Consider the following 18,291-nt stretch of genomic DNA (forward strand, 5'->3'; position numbering starts at 1 on the left):
ATTCAAATGAGGAACAAGTGTGTTCTTTTCCTTTATGAAGAACAATGATTCCATGGCTTCTCTATGAGCTCTCTAAGCTTTGTAGCAGTTAAAAGGGGAAATAGGTCCTTACCCCTTAGTTAAGTAGGTTGAATGCAGGAATTGGATAGAAGTTTAGACCACCGGCTTGGGTGGTCTTTTTTTACAAAAGTTTTTCATTTTTAAGGTATGGCTTGCAAAATTTTGGTGGGAAATTGATTTAGTGAAAAGCTTTATAGAATGTTGCTCCTTTCACTAATGCTGAATTTTCATAGTGGTCGTTTTAAGTTTGCCCCAACTGATTACATGGTTCTTCTGTTGATTGTATAAAACTTATAATAAATGAACTTTAATTTATCTATTGTGGCTGATTGTTTTCTAATGATTGAAAGGCTCATTGTTTTACCGGGAGTAAATGATTCTTACTAATCTATTATTTTAAATTCTGTTTGAAGTGATTTATTTCGTAAATAAACAAATTTAATAAAAAGGCATATTTAATAAGAGAAAACAGATTTAATAAAAGAAACAGAAGTAATAGGCATTTTTCTATTGTTAGGTATATCCCTTGAGCGACAAGGGTTCTAGCCATTTCTAAGAGTCGTTTTAACAGAGTTTCCACTTTCCCACATATAGAATGTAAATGAAGTCACATATACACAGGACTTTTTTTTAACTATTTACATATTCACAGGAGGGTATTTTTAATATCCACTATTTCACAAGGCTATATTCGGAATCTATTAAGCGTAAAAAAATAATCCTTCTCGAAAATTCTGCCAGATTTCGTGACAGAAGAGGGAAGGAAAGACTTTTGTTTGAAGGGAATAGGTCAATATTTTTTTTGAGTATATTCGAATAGCCCTGTGAATGTCTTATTTTTTCACAAGGCTGGGTTAAGCTATTAAATTACACCGTGTAGCTCTGGTGCTTGGCCGGTTTTGGTGTACTCTCTAATTTTGGCTTCATGGATTAATTCATAAGGAATCTTTTTTAAGGCCCCAGGAAGATACTTTCTAAAGGCCATTCTGAAAAAGGCGCCAATCGAGTAGAAATGGAAAGAACCTTTTCGTTGTTTTTCTGTATGTATATGAATTCCAATCTGATCCATTGTTTGTAAAAAGAAGGTTTTCATGAATCCATCACGTATGGTAAAGCTTTCATAGTCCTCATCCATTAGATAATTCAGTTTATTCATTACTTCTTGCTTAAAGGAAATCATGACATCGATTTGGTCTCTTGGTTTAAATTTAATTTGATGTCCATCAAAGAAGTAGGTTAGCTCTTTTGATAGTTTCGCCATGAGTGAGTTGACATTGAATTCATCCGTGTTTTCTTCCACACATTCCGGCTTCAAGGAAAAGGAGGCTTTTTTTATCCATATTTGCTTGCCACGAATCTCTATCCCTGTGAATTCGATGGAAAAAAGAGCTTCTAAAACGCTTAAAGTTTTACGAACCCCTTTTGCATTTTTGTTTAGTTGAAGTTTAAGTGTCTTCATTGTCCGTTCTTGTTTTATTTTCTCCATTTCACCTGTCTTGCTGAAAGACAGACCAGTCCGGAACTGGTTAAGTAAGGATAAGAGAAGTTCGATACCTTCAGGGTTCGAGGTACGTACGAATTCTGCTAAAATATTCGTTTCAAAAAGGGCGTGCGGTATGATTAGGTAGTTGAGAGATACACCATTAAGTTCAGGTGTATTATACTTATCAACATCTTTTAACATGATAACAGGTAACCCTTCGTGGATTTCCTCTTTTACAAAATGATGATCTTCTAAAAACCTTTTTCCTCCCCAAAGGGTAGAATAAGAGATTCCAAGTTTCTTTGCCCAGTAAGAAAGATTATATTCCTTAAGCATGCCACGTTGGTTTTGTTCTACTTGTAATTGGTTTAACATGGTCATATATACGACATAGGCAGAGGCAGGAGGGCGCTCAAATGACTGATCACGAAGAAAATGGAATTCTTTTAAGATGGCGTGATGCATTCTAAAACCATCGATTCTTATTCTGGATTCTTTCATTTTAGGCCCTCCTCTCGTCTATTTTTCTAGTTTGAATTATAGCAGAATGGAAAAACAGGAAATGCTGTCCTTTATTAAGAGAATTTCAAAGTTGCACAACGTGTGCTCATCCCTTGGGGGGCAAGGGATTGAAAAAAACACTAAAAATTTTTGTGTGAAAGGAAACGTCATTTTTTCACACCATTTGTGCATGTTGTGAAAGGAAACGTCATGAATGGATAGATAAGTAAATTAGGACAAACACTGATATATCAATGTTTTCATGAAATAGTTCATATATAAATGGACAAGAATAAAAAAACTTGCACAGAATTGTGTGCAAGTTTGTGTGAGAGCAAACGTCATTTTTCTTCATTTTAGAACAAAAAGAGATAAATTTAGGCACTATTATGTGTGGGCTTTTCATTTTTGCTGAAATTTTGTTGGTAATTTAGGGGTATACAAGGTTGGTTGATTAAAATGTTTGGCAAAATCTCCGTTCAAAAATGGGGAATTGTGCACATTGTGAAAGGAAACGTCAAACCAGAAAAAGTTGCACAGCTTATTATGGCTGAGCGAGAGATGCAAGAAAGAGCCTAGTTTAGGGGAGGTTGATAACGAAAGATAAACTTGCATCCCTTATCATTGTGCACATTGTGAGAGCAAACGTCCAATGGAGGAAAAGTTGCAATCTCATATAATGCTGTGCACATTGTGAAAGGAAACGTCATTCTTTAATCATCTAGGGATGATGCAATCCTTGGTATATCAACAATCTAATGAAAAAAGCCATCTATAATCGAACTAAAATCGCCAAACTTGCACAATAACATGTGAAAGGAAACGTCAATTCCCTTTTTATTTGACCAGATGGAGAGTCTTATGCAAAGCTTTTGGTAAAGAACCTATATTTTAATAGAAGTTTAATAAACAGGCTTGTGCACATTGTGAGAGGAAACGTCAAAGGAAAGATAAGTTGCAATTTTATGGAGAGTTTCCAATCGGCTGCTTTTTTGCTTTATTTTTACCAGTTGCATTCCGAAGGTGAAGCATCGCAAGCCAAGAAGGCAGCCAATAGATCAATGGGCACCAAATGTATACTTACGGACGATAGCGCAATTTAAAAAACTAAGTGCCCAGCTTGCGCAGGAGCGATTGTTTATGCGAGTTTTTCGTTCTGCTTGCAAAAGGGGGGCTTTACCCTTTTGGTGAACGGATGCGCTTCGCAAGTTTAAAGGGCACATATTGCAAGTGAACAGAGAAGAAGTGTTTTGTGCACATTGTGAAAGCAAACGTCAAAATAAAAAAAGTTGCACGTTTGAATCGTGTGTTGACAAAAGCAACAATACTCACTCATAATTACCATATTACTAGATTAGAAGGGGAACACATATGGATTTTTTAGTAGGAGTTAAAGAGGTGGGGGAAATTCTCGGATGGGATCGGAGAAAGGTTTCCACCTATCAGCTGCGTGGGGTGCTTCCTAAACCTGTGGTCCAATTATACAGTGGTCCCATATGGTTTCGAAAACAAATCGAATTTTATAAGGTTGGGAAAGATTTTGGTGTCAGGACTTATTATATAAAAGATGAGATGGTCTATGAATGTATGCATAATCAACCTCTCAAAGATACGATCTATTCCCCTAACGACATCAAAGAACAGATGGGAAATTATATCCTTTATCAGGAAAAGGACATCCAACAGTTGAAAAATGCCATCCTAGAAAAAAATCCGATCGTTCAGTTCCTTTCTTTTGAGTCCGTTAGCTTTCTGCACGATTTGGGTATTTTGGAAACCGTTGTTTTTCAAGATTACATCCAACAGTACTCATTTGAGGACATAGAGTCAACAAAAGAAGGGCGGGTTAAAGAATAATGTTACAACCCCTGCAAACGAAATTTTTGAATGTCATGAAAACGATTTTTCCAGATTATCCTCAACTCTTTGTCGATTGGAATATGGATATCAACCATCTTATGTCAGGTCAAGATGATTACCAGCCTAGCCAAACATTAAAAGCATTTTTTGTGATTTTGGATAGCTTGGTGAAAGATTATGGATTGAAATTCGAGGATATGGAACAATGGGTTGATGATTACATAGAAGAAATTAGAAATTTTGTCCTTCCATACATACAGATTATAGGAGAAGAGAATTCAGCACCTTCCCCAAAGTCTAACAACAGGGAAGTGATAAATGCCTTGTTGAATCAAAATTTTGCCGAGTCCGGTTCGGCCTTATTATTTCATAAATTAAGGGAGACCATCAGTAAAAATGAATTCGACATTGCGACCGAGATTCCTACTGCAAGGATTGCGGAGAGGGCTTTAGAAGCGACAGCTCAAGTGAGGGCAGAAAATGATTATCTGATGATGAAATCCAATGTAGCGATCGAACAATGGAAAAATCTCACCTCTCAAGCCATCACGTCGATGGATGACTTAACCGCAGATATTTTTGATATTGTCTCGATTCTTTGGATGCAACAGGCAACTCATAAGGACCAAATGATTCATTTCCATACGGATGATGCTTTGAATCTAAGGAGATTACAAGGTCGGAAAGAAGATTTAGACGGCTATCAAATGTCTTATAGAAAAAAAGAACGTGACGATATCATGAAAAGGTTGGCCGCTCTCACAACGATATGGATAAGAATTGAAAAAGAGAATTTGAGGTTCATTAATGAGGATCAGGGAGATTTTGAGGAAATTGGACAAGTCCAGTTTAATCCCCTGTTTTTGGTGGATAGCGTGACGGTAGCCTATCGGGGGGATAATCCGATTGGTATTTATGAATGCAGCATTCGTCCAGGGGAATTGCTCGCAAACTTCTTATACGGTTCCCAAAGGAGCAGTGGGCTGCTTGCATTAAAGACTCTAGAATACCATCCAATTAAGCAAAAGTACCATAAACGGTTATCCAGGTATCTGTCCTGGCAGTGGAGGATTCGCCAGAAGAGTGCAGACTATCTCAGGGCTTATCATATTGGGGGGGACAAAGGGCTTTTAAAAGTCATGGATTTGGACGTGAATCCGCGATATGGTTCAAGGATCAGGGAACAATTTGAGGAAATATTGGACACCCTGCAGCAGGATGGAATCATTAAAGGGTGGAGCTATAAGGAAACAACCCTTGAGAAGCAAATTGAGCAGGAGAGAAATTGGTTCGCAAACACCTGGTTGAAGGCACGTGTCCAAATCATCCCACCTACAGAAATCACGGGTATGGGAGATGACCAGGATTTATTATTGATTGAGGATCAGGACTATGACACAGAGAATTTTCTAACGATGTTGAAGGGTATGACGGATAGGGAGACTGGTGCAACCAAGGAGATGGTTGAAGAAAAGCAGGTTTCTCCTGAAACGATAAATAAGGAAAGAACGGATCGGGGATTAAGCATTTTAGAGGCAGCTAAGGAAATGGGAATCTCCCATAGTACCTTGTCCAGGTATGAAAGAACTCTAATTAAACGCCCGTATACAGTCAGCTTAGAAAAGATGAAAGAGTGGTTAAATGCAAAATAAGCATCTAAACGGTGCTTATTTTTTTTGGATTTTCCTAACATATCATACGGAGCATCATCTCAATAATTAAGAAAAATTCATCCTAATTTTCACTGAAATAAATATTGAGGGGAGGAAGAATAATCAGTTATTTTGTAGGTGAAATAAAACGGTGTTAAATATTTATGTTGAAATGAGTGTCTCGAGTGATGATTTAAATGCTTTTAAACAATAAACAAACAAAAGAAGGTTTATAGTTTATTGAACAAGCAATAAAGATTGAGGCCATTATAATTTTTTGTGATTGAAGCAGAGAGCAAGGATCGCTGGTGAAAGTGCTATTGGTGACTAAGTTGCCTTGCTCGAAATATACTATTCCCTCAAAGGGCTAATGTTACATATTCGCAACAAACTGTGAAAAGTTCAGGCCGAAAAAGTAACTATCCAACCGTCAGTCAAATGTTGCTACAAATACTAACAATAGATTGTACTTGTCTCCCTGTGTAAGCCAGTAAGCCAATTCAATATCCGATAAATTTGGGGTGATTATTGATGCAAATATTGTTGGATCAATAGTCCGGTGATATGAAATAGAAGAGAAGTTATTGGTTAACGAAGGGGGCTAGTGCTGAACACCGAAAAGCATAGGTAATGAGCTTGGAGAAACTTATACAAGTTCATTACCTATGCAAATTGCATTGTGTATGCATAGGTTCATATTTTGAAATTTAGTCTGAGATTAATGGACTTTCCCCTTCAAATGTGTTCCGTAGCCTTTCGTATATTCTATTCGGTTTCATCATCAAGCAGGCGCAGGATATTTTCTATGACACCCGCATGATCACCTTTTCGAAATTTATCAATAAAGTCTATATAAAGAAGCTCAAATACCCTTTCTAGTGTGTAACCATGTTCTGGCTGAACTTCCTCCATATCGGCAAGCAAAATCTCTCCACGTAAGGCGTATTTCCTTCTCATGCGTAAATTCAACGTTTTTATTTCTTGGTTCTTTTCTTTATGGATTAATTTAAAAGCAGATTCCCCATACTTTTCAAGTCTTGAATCTTTACCAGCATACTTATCCAATGAGGTGAGCAATCGGAATATGGCATTTGAGTCTGGATTCTTTTTCGCAAACAGCAAAAAGTCATTATATAAAAGATTCATCAAGTCGTTTTGTTCGAAATGCAGGTCTGATAGGTCTTGAATATCTTCACAGAAAACTTCTGCTCTTAGAAATAGATTCAAGGGGACGTCTATATTCAGTAAGATGGTTGAAGATTTATTTACTTTATGGAGTAGCTTTCCGATAAAGTTTGTTGATCCAATTAAAGATAGTTCTTCATCTATAAGATTGGCTTGGCTATATTTCCCCATCGGTTACGCCCCCTAGTTGCCTTTTTTTGTATGCTTCTATAAATATCCGATGAGCTGCTTTTCGAACGCTGCATTTCCAACCGGCCGCATAATCACCTATCTTTTGATACGTTTCATGATCTACTTTGCAATGAACCGTGTAAGGCTGGTCTGTATAGGTGACGTCAGGGTATACGAGCACCTGTTCAAGACCAAACAACAGTATTTCCGTGCCAAATGCTGTTTTGGAGCCATTCCAGTATCGTCGGGATTCCCGCCTTAAAATCATGTCCATGGGTTCGTCCACGGGGATTTTTATGTCATGAAGCTTATCCGAACGAACTTTTCTTTTTTGTGGTTCAATCGTTTTTTTATTAGAAGAAGAGAGAACCGGATTCAAATGTTTAACCTTTCCCATTTGGTTTTCCCCTTTCAGAATCGTCTTTTTCTTTGGGTTGGTTGGTCAGTTGGTTACATCGTTACGCTATGCCAAGAGTGGAGGGAGGTATATTTACTAGGGATTGTGGCAAGGCTTTTTTTAAGTGAGGTGATACGAAATGAGTAAAGATATTTCAAAAGAACTGGCTGAAAAGCTTGCTAATAAGGCATCCACACTACATTACGTAAAGAGCACAAATGAATCTAAAAAGAAATAATTAGCCTAAAATAATCTAAAAAGAAATAATTAGCCTAAAATAATCTTGATTCCACCCTGTTCAGTGAGTTTGTATGGGGCTTGATTCTGTTTTGTAATATAGTTTTGATCTGTCCAGCAACCATCTTCATCCCGCCCCCAATCTGGGCAGGGGAGAGGGACGTCAGCAATTTTATGTTTTTGAAGGATAGTTTTATACTCATTTGAATGTGCGGCAACAAATAAGGCCAAACGGATGATTTGATTACGGTCTAGATTGGTCGCTTTATACACATTATCTATATAATTTTTATAAACGTCCGGGTATCTTACGGTAGGTCTATACACCATTTTCCTTCCTCCTTTTAAATAGTATATGGACGTCTGCTGGTTAAAATGCCATTTGGTCAAATATGGTTTAGTGCAAAAATTCTGAGGTTGATCAAGGAATAATTAACCTAGATTAGTCTGGTCTGGATTTTTAAAAAAACAAACTAGTCTAATCTAGATTAGACTAGTTTGAAGTGGTTTAGTTTATTTTGTTATTTGAATCCATGGAACTTCCAATAAAGAGGGATAGTTAAAAAAAAAGAAAATTTGTTGTTTGTTTTACTACTACGCCGTTAGATTAAGAAGGTAAGAGGGGGCATGTCCTACCCGAAACAGAGTAAGATAAGGACAAGTCTAGATATTGAATAGCAAGAAGGGATCCCCTTTTTAAGACAAAAGTACGTGTGCCTCGGCATTAATATCGATTGATAACCACTACCTGTACAACCCTAAAACTGCTTCATTTAGTCATATTTTGGGTTATCGACACCATAGAACGTTCTGAAACCAGAAGATATTAAAAGACAAAGAGAATAAAAGGTTCAAGGAGAGCTGCATATTCTTATCAAGAATTACCACCTAAAATCGATGTAAAAAGGCAAACACATATTAGTCATGGCTAATATGTGTTTGCCTTTTTTGAAGCGACACAATCTATGATTGTGTTTATTTTACTTGATCTAATTTTGGTTTTTTCATTAATGATAATTTAAAGACAAAATAATACCCTTACTGATAAGAACTAAATAATTTATACTAAGTAAAAAAACTAAAAGGATAAAAAATGATGCCTCTATTACGAAAATTGAAATGAAGAAAATAGCGAAACTGTTTATGAGTGGTTGATTTATGGGGCGTTCAAGAATGGCTTTATCTTTATTTTTAATGGACTTCTTCATCTAAACTTTTTATCTGTCGAATTACATATTCTTTATTTTTATTTGTAAAATTAGCTAATACTTTTAGTAAGTTTTCAGTGTCCTTGAGGGACATACTTTCTTCTTCTAAGTACTTTTCCAAAAGTGCTCCTTTTTGAATCAGTCTGCGCGTTCGTTCTTTTCTGGCTTCGTTTGAAACTTTATGTTCTAAAACCCTCTTCTTTTGCTCCAGAACCTTTATTCTGTCCTTCATTTTTTGTAATTCTTCATTAGGCATATGAATTACCCTTTAGGTGGATTTTGTGGAAAATTCTTCTCTTCCTCATCATCCTCTTTTGAAGAAGAGGCTTCACTTAATGATTTCACTTGATGATTAAATGAATCAATTAATTCCTTTGCTTCATTCACATCTTCCACTTCCCATGAATCCATTAGATATTTCCCAATCTCCCTTTGAGTGTTGTTCAATATCCTTTTCTGTTTTTCCTTCAATCTTTTGATTTGCTCTTCAATACTTAAAATTTGTTCTTTCGTATTCTGTTTTACCAACACTAGCACCCCTTACGGATAGTTTTCCTAATTGTAGCACTTGTCCTATAATATGGAAAGTGGTAGAATGATCCCGAAGATTAAGATCAAGGGCGCACTTATATACCACTATCGTGGTATTGTGCATTGGCTCCTTCTTCGAAGAAACCAATTTCGTGAAGCGTCTGAAAAATTTGCTTCGCTCATGTTATGAAAAGAAAGTGGGGTGCTTGAACCGTGGCCATCTATCATTTCTCAAATCAAATTATTTCAAGAAAAAAGCAACAAAATACCATTGCTGCAGCTGCATATCGATCTGGTGAGAGATTGGTAGATGAAAGAACCAATGAGTCCAAGTTCTATAAAAGACAAGTGGAACCGATTACTCATATTCTTGCGCCTAGTCATGCTCCTAAATGGGTATATGATCGTCAGCAATTGTGGAATGAAGTGGAGAAAGTAGAAAGACAATGGAATGCACAACTGGCCCGTGAAATAAATGTTGCCTTACCAAAGGAACTATCTCATGAAGAGCAAGAACAATTAGCGATTGAATTTTGTAATGAGGTTTTTGTGAAGGATGGAATGGTTGCAGATTTAGCGATCCATAGAGATGATGAAGAAAACCCACACTTTCATATCATGTTAACCATTCGACCTTTTAATGAAGAGGGAACATGGGGAAATAAACAAGTGAAGATTAAAGAAATCATGAATGGAAAACAACAAATAAAAGCCATACATACAACTGATTGGAATACCAAAGAAAAGCTTGTTTACTGGAGAGAGCAGTGGGCGACTTATGCAAATCAATTCTTAGAGAAAAATGGTTTTCCTGAAAGAATCACACATTTATCGAATAAAGATCAAGGGCTTGAAACACTCCCGACCATTCATGAAGGAGTTGTTGCAAGGCAGCTGCAAAATGAAGGAAAAGAATCTGAGAGAATTCGGATAAATACGGAGCGTCAAGAGTACAACAAAATCATTATCGAACTGTCAGAAGTGAAGAAAGAAAAACAGATAAAAGAAAGAACAGAGAAGTTTGTTCGCCGCTTCACTCCTTTAGAGAAAAAACAGCTACGTGATTCAGCCAAATCCTTACGACTTTTTGTCAATTACGAAAACATTAACACTAGAAGGAGCCAGTTAGACAAATGGCATGCGCGACTAGAGTTTAGTCAGGATTCCGTTGATACATTTAAAAAAATGAACCGGATTGAACGAGAAACAGACATGTTAGATCAAGCTGAAAATATTTTGGAAAATGAGGCCAATAGGTTTTTAGAAAAGTATTATCCGAATTTTAATATTGAGGATCATTCTAAAGAACAAAAAATTGAGGTTGTTGAAACGACGGTCACGCAGAATAAAAGGTTAAGTAGCCATGAAATTGAAAAAGTTATAATTGATTTAGAGAAAAAACAAATCGAAAAGGACTTATATGTTTTACTGAACAATAGACCACAGTTTGTTCTTTCCATACAAAAAGAAATACAACGTGGAGAAAAGCAGTTCGAGAATTTGCGTTTGAAAAATGGGGTTAATTTTGCTGATGGATCAACCATCAAAAATGCTTCTGAAAAAGAGTTACGTAAAATGCAGTTTTTATTAAAACAAAAAGAGAATTTGAATAAATCATTAGGCCTGTTGGGTCAGCTTTATGATCACCGACTTCAAGGTATGTATCCTAATTGGGATGGACGTAATTATTTATCGGTTGAACAAAAGGAATTCTTTCTCATGGCAGAAGAGTACTATGGGACAAGCATTAGGCCTGAGGATTTTTCAAACCCACCAAGGAAATACTCTAAAGATGAACAAATGGAAATTATTTTCTCTTTTTATCAAATTAATAACGGTAATATGAATACATATAAACGAAATCAATCTATTGAGCTCTTAAATAAGAAGTATCCAGATTTCCAAACGGATAATCAATCTTATAAACATATGTTCTATTATGAATGCATGCAATATTCAGATGAAATTAGCCAAGAACGAATGAATCAACTTAAAAGTGCATTTGATGTCCAGTCAATTGGTAAAGAAGAGGACTCCCAACTTGAGCGTTCAACTACTTTCGGTCCGAAATCTAATCAAAATTCTAATTTTTTGTCTTATGATGGAACTGATTTCTTTTCTATTCTTGAGAGTGCAATCCGTGAAGCTGATCGAAAATGGAGAGAAGATGAACTTGAACAGAAGAATAAAAACAAGAGACATAGACAAAAGGGAATGGAACGCTAGTATTGTGGTTATTTGATGGATGTTGAACACATTCTAGTGTTCTTATCAACTTGTTAGCTTATTTTTCGTAGGTGAACAATGAAGCAGATGCATTAATTGAAAAAAAAAGAATTGCAGCTGGATCCAATACCTTGAATCATTTTTGGTGGGCCTCTATCGATTTGGAAGCTATTACATATGGTCCATTGATTCGATTAGGTACGAAATATCTGTTTTGGTTAAATGGAAATTTTAGTAAAATAGCCAGAGGCGATTTGATTGTTCTTCCTTTGTGCAATCGGGTTAAGAAAGGAATAAGCCTTTTATCTTCTACAAGCTCGGAACCCTTGCTTGCAGCTAAAAAGATGCACAAATGGGGATTAGGGGAAATTATCATTTAGACCTTAGGAAGAGAGCATATTAACATATTTTATGACTAAAAAAATTGATTTAAAAAAGATATAATCCATTTAAGCTAAATATTGAAGTTACCCGATATATTGGCGATAAAACCACAATAAACATTTGGATTATTTTAAAATAAACCTCGTTAGAATATATATAATTTGCCTCCCTCACACGAGAAAATAGGGAGGGGTTAAAGACCTACGCCCATCCAACTATAGCAAACAGTGGAAGGTCAGAACATCGAAAAGTGGTTGGCGAGAATACACCTCAAAAACCAGGTGTAGGGGGAAATCAAGGAAAAAAAGCAATCGGAAAAGGGTCAATCAATACAGCAACGGGTTTAAATACAGGAATGGCCAACCGATCAGCTTCACGAAATGCGGGAGCTGCGATTGTGGATTTAAAGGATTATAAAAGTGAAAAGGATGAAGGGGCAACAGGCAAAGGACCAGTCAGTGGCCACCTTTCACAAAGTTCTGAGCGTACGGTTTCGGGAGCCCGTAAGCCGGGTGCGAACCCGCCGAATTCAACTAGTCAAGAGAATAATAGAAAACCAGAACAACCTAAGCCTCCCAGGCAACGGAGAGGGATTACATAAGCCTGAAAAGCAAACTTCCCCGCATCGTAATCCGGCCACAAAAATGGAAAGCAAACAAGAAGCAGCAGCATCAAGAGAACCAGTCAAACACCTAACGCAATGGGAAATCCAAAAGAAGATTGATGCTAGAAAAGCTAAAGTATCACCTTCCGTATCCGTCAAACGTTCGGAGGGCAGTAAACCCAAAGCCAAGGAGACCGAAAAGGATCGAAAATGATAATTCGAGAGAAGTGAGTAGTTATCATGACAGGTATGTTTGTGAACATACACACTCATTGTTTTGTCAGAATCTCTTTTTAGAAAGGAGTTCCTATGCAAGGCGTTTTAAAGAAAGGTGCAAAGGCCGCAGGAACCATTGCCATTCTCAAAAACCCTTTCTCTTGGATCATTGCAGGCATCCTTCTCCTCCTTACATCGCTCTTCGGATTTGCCTTGTTCATTTCAATTAGCTTGGGCGGTGAGAACCAGCTTGAATCAGGTAAGTCCGGTGAAGGAGCAGAGGGAACAGCGCAGGTGTCTTCTGAAGTCATACGATACGAGCCGTTAATCCGGAAATATGCGGAACAAAATGGGGTTGGGGAATATGTCGGACTTATCCTGGCCATGATCCAACAGGAATCAGGTGGACGTGAATTGGATGTGATGCAATCTTCCGAATCAATCGGGCTCCCACCCGGTGCCATTACCGACCCGGAGTATTCCATTCAGGTAGGCGTGAAACATTTTGCAGAAGTGATGAAGCAAGCCAAAGGTGATGTAAACCTAGCTTTGCAAAGTTACAACTTTGGAGATGGATTTATCGGATACGCATTGGAGCGTGGAGGCTAAGTAGCCACCCAGTTTAGTCATAGGATGGCTGCTAGGGAAGGGTGGAGCCGTTACGGTGATGTGAATTATGTGGACCATGTCATGCAATATTACAAGGTTGGAAATGGAAGCGTGGTTGTCATGGGGGACGGTTCGCAATCTTTTGATGTAGAGGAAGTTCATAACATCATGAAACAGTACCTCGGCAGACCCTATGTATGGGGAGGCAGGACACCAGCAGCAGGAGGGTTTGACTGCAGTGGGCTGTTGGAATATGCTTTTGCACAGGTCGGCGTGGATATGTACGGGACAGCTCAATCGCAGTACAACAAAACAAAGCCGGTTTCAGAGGAACATATAAAGCCGGGTGACTTCGTTTTTTTCTCCACCTATAAACCAGGGGCTTCGCACGTTGGCATGTATGTGGGGAATGGTCAATTTATCAATGCCAATAGCAGTGGTGGAACTTCTTATTCGTCCGTTGAAGAATGGAAAAACTTATATCCCTTCCTAGGTTTTAGACGGATCTAGAAATGGAGGTGCAGGGCATGGAGCCAACCCAAAAGAAAAATTTCTTGCTTTTAATGATAGTATTCATCATTGCTGCTTTGATTATTATGTACGTTTTCAGTTTGCGTTCACAGCTACAGGAAGTCAGAGCCAACCAGGGGAACTATGAAGAGCAGATTCAGTCCCTATCCTCCATCCAAAACACGGATGCTTTAAAGGTGAACCGCCAGTTTCTGGAGAGTTTTTTCACCTATCAAACTACTGCCGAACGGTATAAAAAAGTTGAACTATTCATGACCGATCAAGGATTCAAAGCGACCCATCCTTCCGGAACAGAACTTCCAGATTCGGAAGGATCGGTGAAGTCGTCCATGGTGGGCCTGAAGCCATTTGAATATCAGACCTCTAAAACGGAAGCTGAATTTTTTAATGAATTTAAACTCACTACGGAATTTAACAATGTGGCTGCAACCGACACGGTTATCGTTAAAACTTCGCTCATTTTTGTGAAAGAGCAAGGATGGAAGGTTGATGATGTTGAGTTCATTGGTCAATTAACTGGACATTAAAAAAAGTTTGTTTGAGTTTTCCTATTACATTTACACCTACATTTCATATTATTAGAGACTTGGTAATTGAATTAGTATGTGTGTGTATATGAACCATTATTATGTAAGTTTTAGCAAACATCCGCCTCGTTTCTACATAAATATGGTATAATTACCGTATGTAACTGGCCGGGTGGGAGGTTGCCCTAACCCTATCTCTTATATCTAAGAGTGAAGGGGGGTGACCGCAATGGATATTCTAAAAGACGTACTAGTGGAAGTGGCTAAAACCGTTGCCAATTCGACAGTTGTTTATTTATTTAGCTTGCTTCCTGCTAAAAAAGTCCAAAAGAAAACCACCCGTTCTCTGTCCAAAAAGCACGGGCGGCCTTCTAATAAGCGCAAAATTTAGGAGCAACCGACCCACTTTGGATTGGTTACTAAGGCGAGATGTTAGCGCATCTCGTCTTTTTTATATATTCCACATTATAACATAAATATACGAAAAACATAAAAAAGAAACTTGATTTTCAATAGTTCTTCTTTTATTATTCTCTGGTTATATGGTCCTTTTCCGTTCTTCTTTAGAACCTCACGAGTAATTTCTTTACCTATCATTACTTCCCTCCCTCACCCGAAAAGGCAGCCATCCCCGGCTGTCTTTTTCTAATTCTATTGAAATCAGGTAGAATAAAGAAAAAGAAAACCATCGATGCCCCAAGTATTCTAAGAAAGTAGCAGCATGTATTGGAGAAGGGCTTTTATTTGTACTTTTTAACCAAATCGAGGATAGCAATTTCAATAAGATCGGATTTATTGAATTTCTGTTGGTCTGCGAAGCTATCCAGCAAAGCACCAACCTCCTCATTTATGACCATCGTCTTCCGTACCTTTTTGCCTTTTTCTAAAGTCACTACCCTTTGATACAAGTCATCGTCATGACTATCTTGCTGGTCGTTAAGAACATATCCTCTTATTAAATCTCTAAGAATCGCTCTTTCTTCTGGTGTGAATTCCGTGTGAATCGAACTTTTATCTTGAGTTCGTGCGCTATTCACGTTGAGGGGAATAGGATGTGAACCCTTTTTCGTGTCGTGTGAACTTTGATTCACGTTGAATGCACGTATAGGTGTAATCTGTTTCACCTTAGGGTGACTATTATTTGATTTGATGAACTCAAACACTGATGTATAAAGAGGTTCTTCCCCTTCACCTATATAGTACCAGCCCTTTTGCCCAGAGTTTCGATACTCGTATCCAGCATTGTGTAAAGCTTCTTTTAACTTCTTCTCACCAATACGAACTTTCTCTTTTGCGATCTTGGCTATGGTATTTCCTGTTATCAATAGGTCGTCCAATATTTCCTTAATTTTCATGATTCACATTCCCTTCACACTGATATCACTCTTAATTCACCTATTCTACATTCTGGTGTGAATTCCCTCCGATATTTCGAACAGAATTACTTAATACCCTCACACCATAAATCCCTGTTCAGTTTTAGCTAATGTCTTTCAAATGTTCTAGATCTAAAATTAGTTTCTTTAATATGATTTCGATTCCTTTAAAAAAGGAAAATGAATTCCCCCGGCCATGGACTGCCTAGCTAACCTTATAAGGTGTTTTTTATTAAAAGTAAGGTCGTAGTGTAAAAGTGCTTATTCGACTTCTTAGGCCACTTAAAATACCTGTGTGATTTTCTAGCTTATGGCTAGAATCTGTTTCTTTTTCATAGATAACAGGGGCGGCTATCTCTAAATCAAGCTGTTGATTTATGTTTAAAATCTTTCAATGTATGCTTTTGTTATTCAGCAATAGGGCCAAATCGTATTATGTGGTTAGCCGGTTTTTTCTGGTTGACCTGTTTTTTTAGGTACTATTCTTGAGGTAGCCGGGATTAAAGAACTGTTAAGTAACAATAAGTTGATCCGTTAAAGGGGTAGAATGGTGAGTAAAGCTCCTTGTCCTAAAGGTCAGTTCAATAAAGAAAAAAGGTGTCTCTTTTGAGGAAGAATACGCTTCTGTGTTGAAAGTAAACAACTTTTTTCACACTTTCTTTACTTTATTTGTAGTGAACAACATAAACATTCTATAGAAGAAAATTATTTCTATAGGAGGTTTCCATGGATCAAAAGGATCAAAGTCGTCAATTAGACCAAATAAAGCAAATGCAACAAATGTTTAAAGCGAACATGAAAACTCAACCTTATCCCATGTACCCTAACTATGGAAAAATCACACGTTACGAAGAAATTCCGATAAGTTTACCTGAACAGCGCCAGCTGCGCCATCCCGGAGTGGAAAAATTTATGGTACCCCTTCCAATTATCGAAAACCCGAACTATAAAGGGAGTGGAAAGTTAACAGGAAAAGTAGCACTTATTACTGGGGGTGACAGTGGTATTGGTGCAGCAGTAGCAATTGCGTTTGCTAAAGAAGGTGCAGATGTTGCTATTTCATACTTAGATGAACATGAGGATGCAAATAGAACAAAAACGAGGATTGAACAACTCGGACAACGTTGTTTTCTAATGCCTGGTGACTTGCGAGACAAACAACAGTGTATCTCCATTGTAGAACAAACAGTAAATACGTTTGGACGTCTCGATATTCTTTGTAACCACGTTGGTATCCAATTCCAACAACTCAGTCTGCTTGACATTACAGATGAGCAATTCGATGACACCTTCAAAGTTAATATATACTCTCATTTTTACACAACAAGAGCAGCGCTTCCTCATTTAAAACCAGGTAGCTCAATCATTGGCACTTCTTCAGTGGTGACGTATGTAGGTGAGCAGCAAATGATTGATTATACGGCCACAAAAGGCGCAATAGTTGGTTGGACACGTGCCTTGGCTAAAAATGTCGTGAAACAAGGGATCCGAGTCAATGCCGTGGCCCCCGGCCGAATTTGGACCCCACTTATTTCAGCAAGTTTCTCGTCAGACCAAGTTGCTGTATATGGAGCATTTAATCCAATGGAACGAGTTGCCCATCCATTTGAACTCGCACCAACCTTTGTCTATCTTGCTTCTGATGATTCTCGTTTTGTTACTGGTCAAGTTCTTCATGTTGATGGGGGAGAATCCACACATTCCTAATGGAAGGGAGTTACCATTGTGAGATATGAATTTAATCCAGAAGTAAAGCTATTGCTAGTAAACCATTCAAATGAAAAAGTAAAGATGGTCTATATGGAGGATTCTTGGCCAATGTCTAAAATAGCACTTAGACCACCATACTATTGCTATCCAAATTACGAGCTGAATTATCCAATAATCTAAATAATAACAGACAAAAAGACTTCTATACACAGTGTGGAAGTCCATTCAACTTAACTATCATTACCTGCCTTTTCTTCTATAGACATTAATATTTTCGATTTGGGATATCAGGCCGCTAAAAGCATACAAAAGTTACAAACTGGAGATACTTCTCCTGAATCCATTGCACATCATTTTGTGGAAAGGCTTACATGCAAACCAATTAAACAACGAATTGGGAGAAGAATGGCCAAAAAGCCTCCCACGCACACAAAGTACAAACATTTAGGCGTTACAGTTTTAGTCTTACGTAGTTGTAAATATCGATGAATAGATATTCTTACCCTTGATGATTTCGAGGATTTTGTGTGGATTTGGGTCATGAGCAAAATTACAACAGATATAAAAGTAGAGGATGATCAAGAAACTGATATTAAGATTATACTGAAATAGTAGATAATGAGGGCAATCAATGAAATTTAAAAAAAGGTTTGAAAGAAAATGATGATACACTAATAAGCAAACTGTTTGAACAAAATGAGGGTTGGGTTAATGTATGGACCGGTTTAAATGAGTATCCTGAATTAGGTATAAAATTGAGGGGAGCATTAGAGTTTAAACTCCATTCGATGATTTAAGAGAGCCTTTTGGCTCTTTTTATTTT

At 37.6% G+C, this 18,291-nt stretch carries 17 protein-coding genes; 10 read left to right on the top strand and 7 right to left on the bottom strand.

Annotated elements, in window-relative coordinates; all coding sequences use genetic code 11:
• Positions 1 to 922: 922 nt before the first annotated feature.
• Positions 923 to 2,044, bottom strand: coding sequence for a hypothetical protein (locus tag ADA55_RS22085; RefSeq protein WP_048687616.1), 1,122 nt, complete (start codon positions 2,042 to 2,044; stop codon positions 923 to 925).
• A gap of 1,371 nt (positions 2,045 to 3,415) precedes the next feature.
• Here ADA55_RS22085 and ADA55_RS22090 point away from each other — a divergent pair.
• Positions 3,416 to 3,901 carry a hypothetical protein gene (locus ADA55_RS22090; protein ID WP_048687617.1) on the top strand — a complete coding sequence of 162 codons (486 nt, stop codon included), beginning with the start codon at positions 3,416 to 3,418 and terminating at the stop codon, positions 3,899 to 3,901.
• On the top strand, positions 3,901 to 5,556 hold the full coding sequence (locus ADA55_RS22095; protein WP_048687618.1) for a helix-turn-helix domain-containing protein: 1,656 nt from the start codon (positions 3,901 to 3,903) through the stop codon (positions 5,554 to 5,556). Before ADA55_RS22090 ends, ADA55_RS22095 begins: the two co-directional genes overlap by 1 nt.
• A gap of 765 nt (positions 5,557 to 6,321) precedes the next feature.
• On the opposite strand, the gene ADA55_RS22100 is transcribed toward ADA55_RS22095, so the two are convergent.
• The 5 genes from ADA55_RS22100 to ADA55_RS22120 all read right to left on the bottom strand — a co-directional run bounded on the left by ADA55_RS22100 (position 6,322) and on the right by ADA55_RS22120 (position 9,282).
• Positions 6,322 to 6,912, bottom strand: a complete 591-nt coding sequence (locus tag ADA55_RS22100) for a hypothetical protein (RefSeq protein WP_048687619.1) — start codon at positions 6,910 to 6,912, stop codon at positions 6,322 to 6,324.
• On the bottom strand, positions 6,899 to 7,309 hold the full coding sequence (locus ADA55_RS22105; RefSeq protein WP_048687620.1) for a hypothetical protein: 411 nt from the start codon (positions 7,307 to 7,309) through the stop codon (positions 6,899 to 6,901). The genes ADA55_RS22100 and ADA55_RS22105 overlap by 14 nt, the downstream gene beginning before the upstream one ends.
• 267 nt (positions 7,310 to 7,576) lie before the next feature.
• Positions 7,577 to 7,876 (bottom strand): hypothetical protein, encoded by a 300-nt coding sequence (locus ADA55_RS22110; protein WP_048687621.1) that lies wholly within the window; start codon positions 7,874 to 7,876, stop codon positions 7,577 to 7,579.
• An 861-nt stretch (positions 7,877 to 8,737) separates the two neighbouring features.
• Complete coding sequence (locus ADA55_RS22115; RefSeq protein WP_048687622.1) at positions 8,738 to 9,010, bottom strand: DUF3847 domain-containing protein; 273 nt, start codon at positions 9,008 to 9,010, stop codon at positions 8,738 to 8,740.
• 5 nt (positions 9,011 to 9,015) lie between these two features.
• Complete coding sequence (locus ADA55_RS22120; protein WP_048687623.1) at positions 9,016 to 9,282, bottom strand: hypothetical protein; 267 nt, start codon at positions 9,280 to 9,282, stop codon at positions 9,016 to 9,018.
• Between the two features lie 216 nt (positions 9,283 to 9,498).
• Between ADA55_RS22120 and mobQ the strand changes: the two genes are divergently transcribed.
• The 7 genes from mobQ to ADA55_RS29645 all read left to right on the top strand — a co-directional run bounded on the left by mobQ (position 9,499) and on the right by ADA55_RS29645 (position 14,773).
• Complete coding sequence (mobQ, locus tag ADA55_RS22125; protein ID WP_048687624.1) at positions 9,499 to 11,511, top strand: MobQ family relaxase; 2,013 nt, start codon at positions 9,499 to 9,501, stop codon at positions 11,509 to 11,511.
• Positions 11,512 to 12,145: 634 nt separating this feature from the next.
• On the top strand, positions 12,146 to 12,496 hold the full coding sequence (locus tag ADA55_RS22135; protein WP_048687626.1) for a hypothetical protein: 351 nt from the start codon (positions 12,146 to 12,148) through the stop codon (positions 12,494 to 12,496).
• Between the two features lie 43 nt (positions 12,497 to 12,539).
• A complete protein-coding gene (locus ADA55_RS29640; protein WP_153246162.1) occupies positions 12,540 to 12,713 on the top strand; it encodes a hypothetical protein in 174 nt (57 codons plus the stop codon).
• Positions 12,714 to 12,808: 95 nt separating this feature from the next.
• Complete coding sequence (locus tag ADA55_RS28865; RefSeq protein ID WP_048687627.1) at positions 12,809 to 13,324, top strand: lysozyme family protein; 516 nt, start codon at positions 12,809 to 12,811, stop codon at positions 13,322 to 13,324.
• Positions 13,325 to 13,405: 81 nt separating this feature from the next.
• On the top strand, positions 13,406 to 13,834 hold the full coding sequence (locus tag ADA55_RS28870) for a C40 family peptidase (RefSeq protein WP_161798635.1): 429 nt from the start codon (positions 13,406 to 13,408) through the stop codon (positions 13,832 to 13,834).
• Positions 13,835 to 13,851: 17 nt separating this feature from the next.
• Positions 13,852 to 14,382 (top strand): hypothetical protein, encoded by a 531-nt coding sequence (locus ADA55_RS22150; RefSeq protein WP_048687628.1) that lies wholly within the window; start codon positions 13,852 to 13,854, stop codon positions 14,380 to 14,382.
• Between the two features lie 229 nt (positions 14,383 to 14,611).
• Positions 14,612 to 14,773, top strand: coding sequence for a hypothetical protein (locus ADA55_RS29645; RefSeq protein ID WP_016236194.1), 162 nt, complete (start codon positions 14,612 to 14,614; stop codon positions 14,771 to 14,773).
• 349 nt (positions 14,774 to 15,122) lie between these two features.
• On the opposite strand, the gene ADA55_RS22155 is transcribed toward ADA55_RS29645, so the two are convergent.
• A complete protein-coding gene (locus tag ADA55_RS22155) occupies positions 15,123 to 15,737 on the bottom strand; it encodes a hypothetical protein (RefSeq protein WP_048687629.1) in 615 nt (204 codons plus the stop codon).
• Positions 15,738 to 16,484: 747 nt separating this feature from the next.
• Here ADA55_RS22155 and ADA55_RS22160 point away from each other — a divergent pair.
• Entirely contained in the window at positions 16,485 to 17,465 is a 981-nt protein-coding gene (locus ADA55_RS22160) for an SDR family oxidoreductase (RefSeq protein WP_048687630.1), read from the top strand.
• Positions 17,466 to 18,291 lie beyond the last annotated feature (826 nt).

It is taken from the genome of Bacillus sp. 220_BSPC, assembly GCF_001054655.1.
In the GTDB taxonomy this organism is placed as follows: domain Bacteria; phylum Bacillota; class Bacilli; order Bacillales; family DSM-1321; genus Peribacillus; species Peribacillus frigoritolerans.

What these genes read in the sequence shown, in the direction of transcription:
- ADA55_RS22105 (WP_048687620.1), bottom strand. Translation starts at nt 7,309, where the DNA reads ATGGGAAAGGTTAAACATTTGAATCCGGTTCTCTCTTCTTCTAATAAA.
- ADA55_RS22095 (WP_048687618.1), top strand. Translation starts at nt 3,901, where the DNA reads ATGTTACAACCCCTGCAAACGAAATTTTTGAATGTCATGAAAACGATT.
- ADA55_RS29640 (WP_153246162.1), top strand. Translation starts at nt 12,540, where the DNA reads ATGGAAAGCAAACAAGAAGCAGCAGCATCAAGAGAACCAGTCAAACAC.
- ADA55_RS22150 (WP_048687628.1), top strand. Translation starts at nt 13,852, where the DNA reads ATGGAGCCAACCCAAAAGAAAAATTTCTTGCTTTTAATGATAGTATTC.
- ADA55_RS22115 (WP_048687622.1), bottom strand. Translation starts at nt 9,010, where the DNA reads ATGCCTAATGAAGAATTACAAAAAATGAAGGACAGAATAAAGGTTCTG.
- ADA55_RS28870 (WP_161798635.1), top strand. Translation starts at nt 13,406, where the DNA reads ATGCAATATTACAAGGTTGGAAATGGAAGCGTGGTTGTCATGGGGGAC.
- ADA55_RS22090 (WP_048687617.1), top strand. Translation starts at nt 3,416, where the DNA reads ATGGATTTTTTAGTAGGAGTTAAAGAGGTGGGGGAAATTCTCGGATGG.
- ADA55_RS22085 (WP_048687616.1), bottom strand. Translation starts at nt 2,044, where the DNA reads ATGAAAGAATCCAGAATAAGAATCGATGGTTTTAGAATGCATCACGCC.
- ADA55_RS29645 (WP_016236194.1), top strand. Translation starts at nt 14,612, where the DNA reads ATGGATATTCTAAAAGACGTACTAGTGGAAGTGGCTAAAACCGTTGCC.
- ADA55_RS22100 (WP_048687619.1), bottom strand. Translation starts at nt 6,912, where the DNA reads ATGGGGAAATATAGCCAAGCCAATCTTATAGATGAAGAACTATCTTTA.
- ADA55_RS28865 (WP_048687627.1), top strand. Translation starts at nt 12,809, where the DNA reads ATGCAAGGCGTTTTAAAGAAAGGTGCAAAGGCCGCAGGAACCATTGCC.
- ADA55_RS22155 (WP_048687629.1), bottom strand. Translation starts at nt 15,737, where the DNA reads ATGAAAATTAAGGAAATATTGGACGACCTATTGATAACAGGAAATACC.
- ADA55_RS22110 (WP_048687621.1), bottom strand. Translation starts at nt 7,876, where the DNA reads ATGGTGTATAGACCTACCGTAAGATACCCGGACGTTTATAAAAATTAT.
- ADA55_RS22160 (WP_048687630.1), top strand. Translation starts at nt 16,485, where the DNA reads ATGGATCAAAAGGATCAAAGTCGTCAATTAGACCAAATAAAGCAAATG.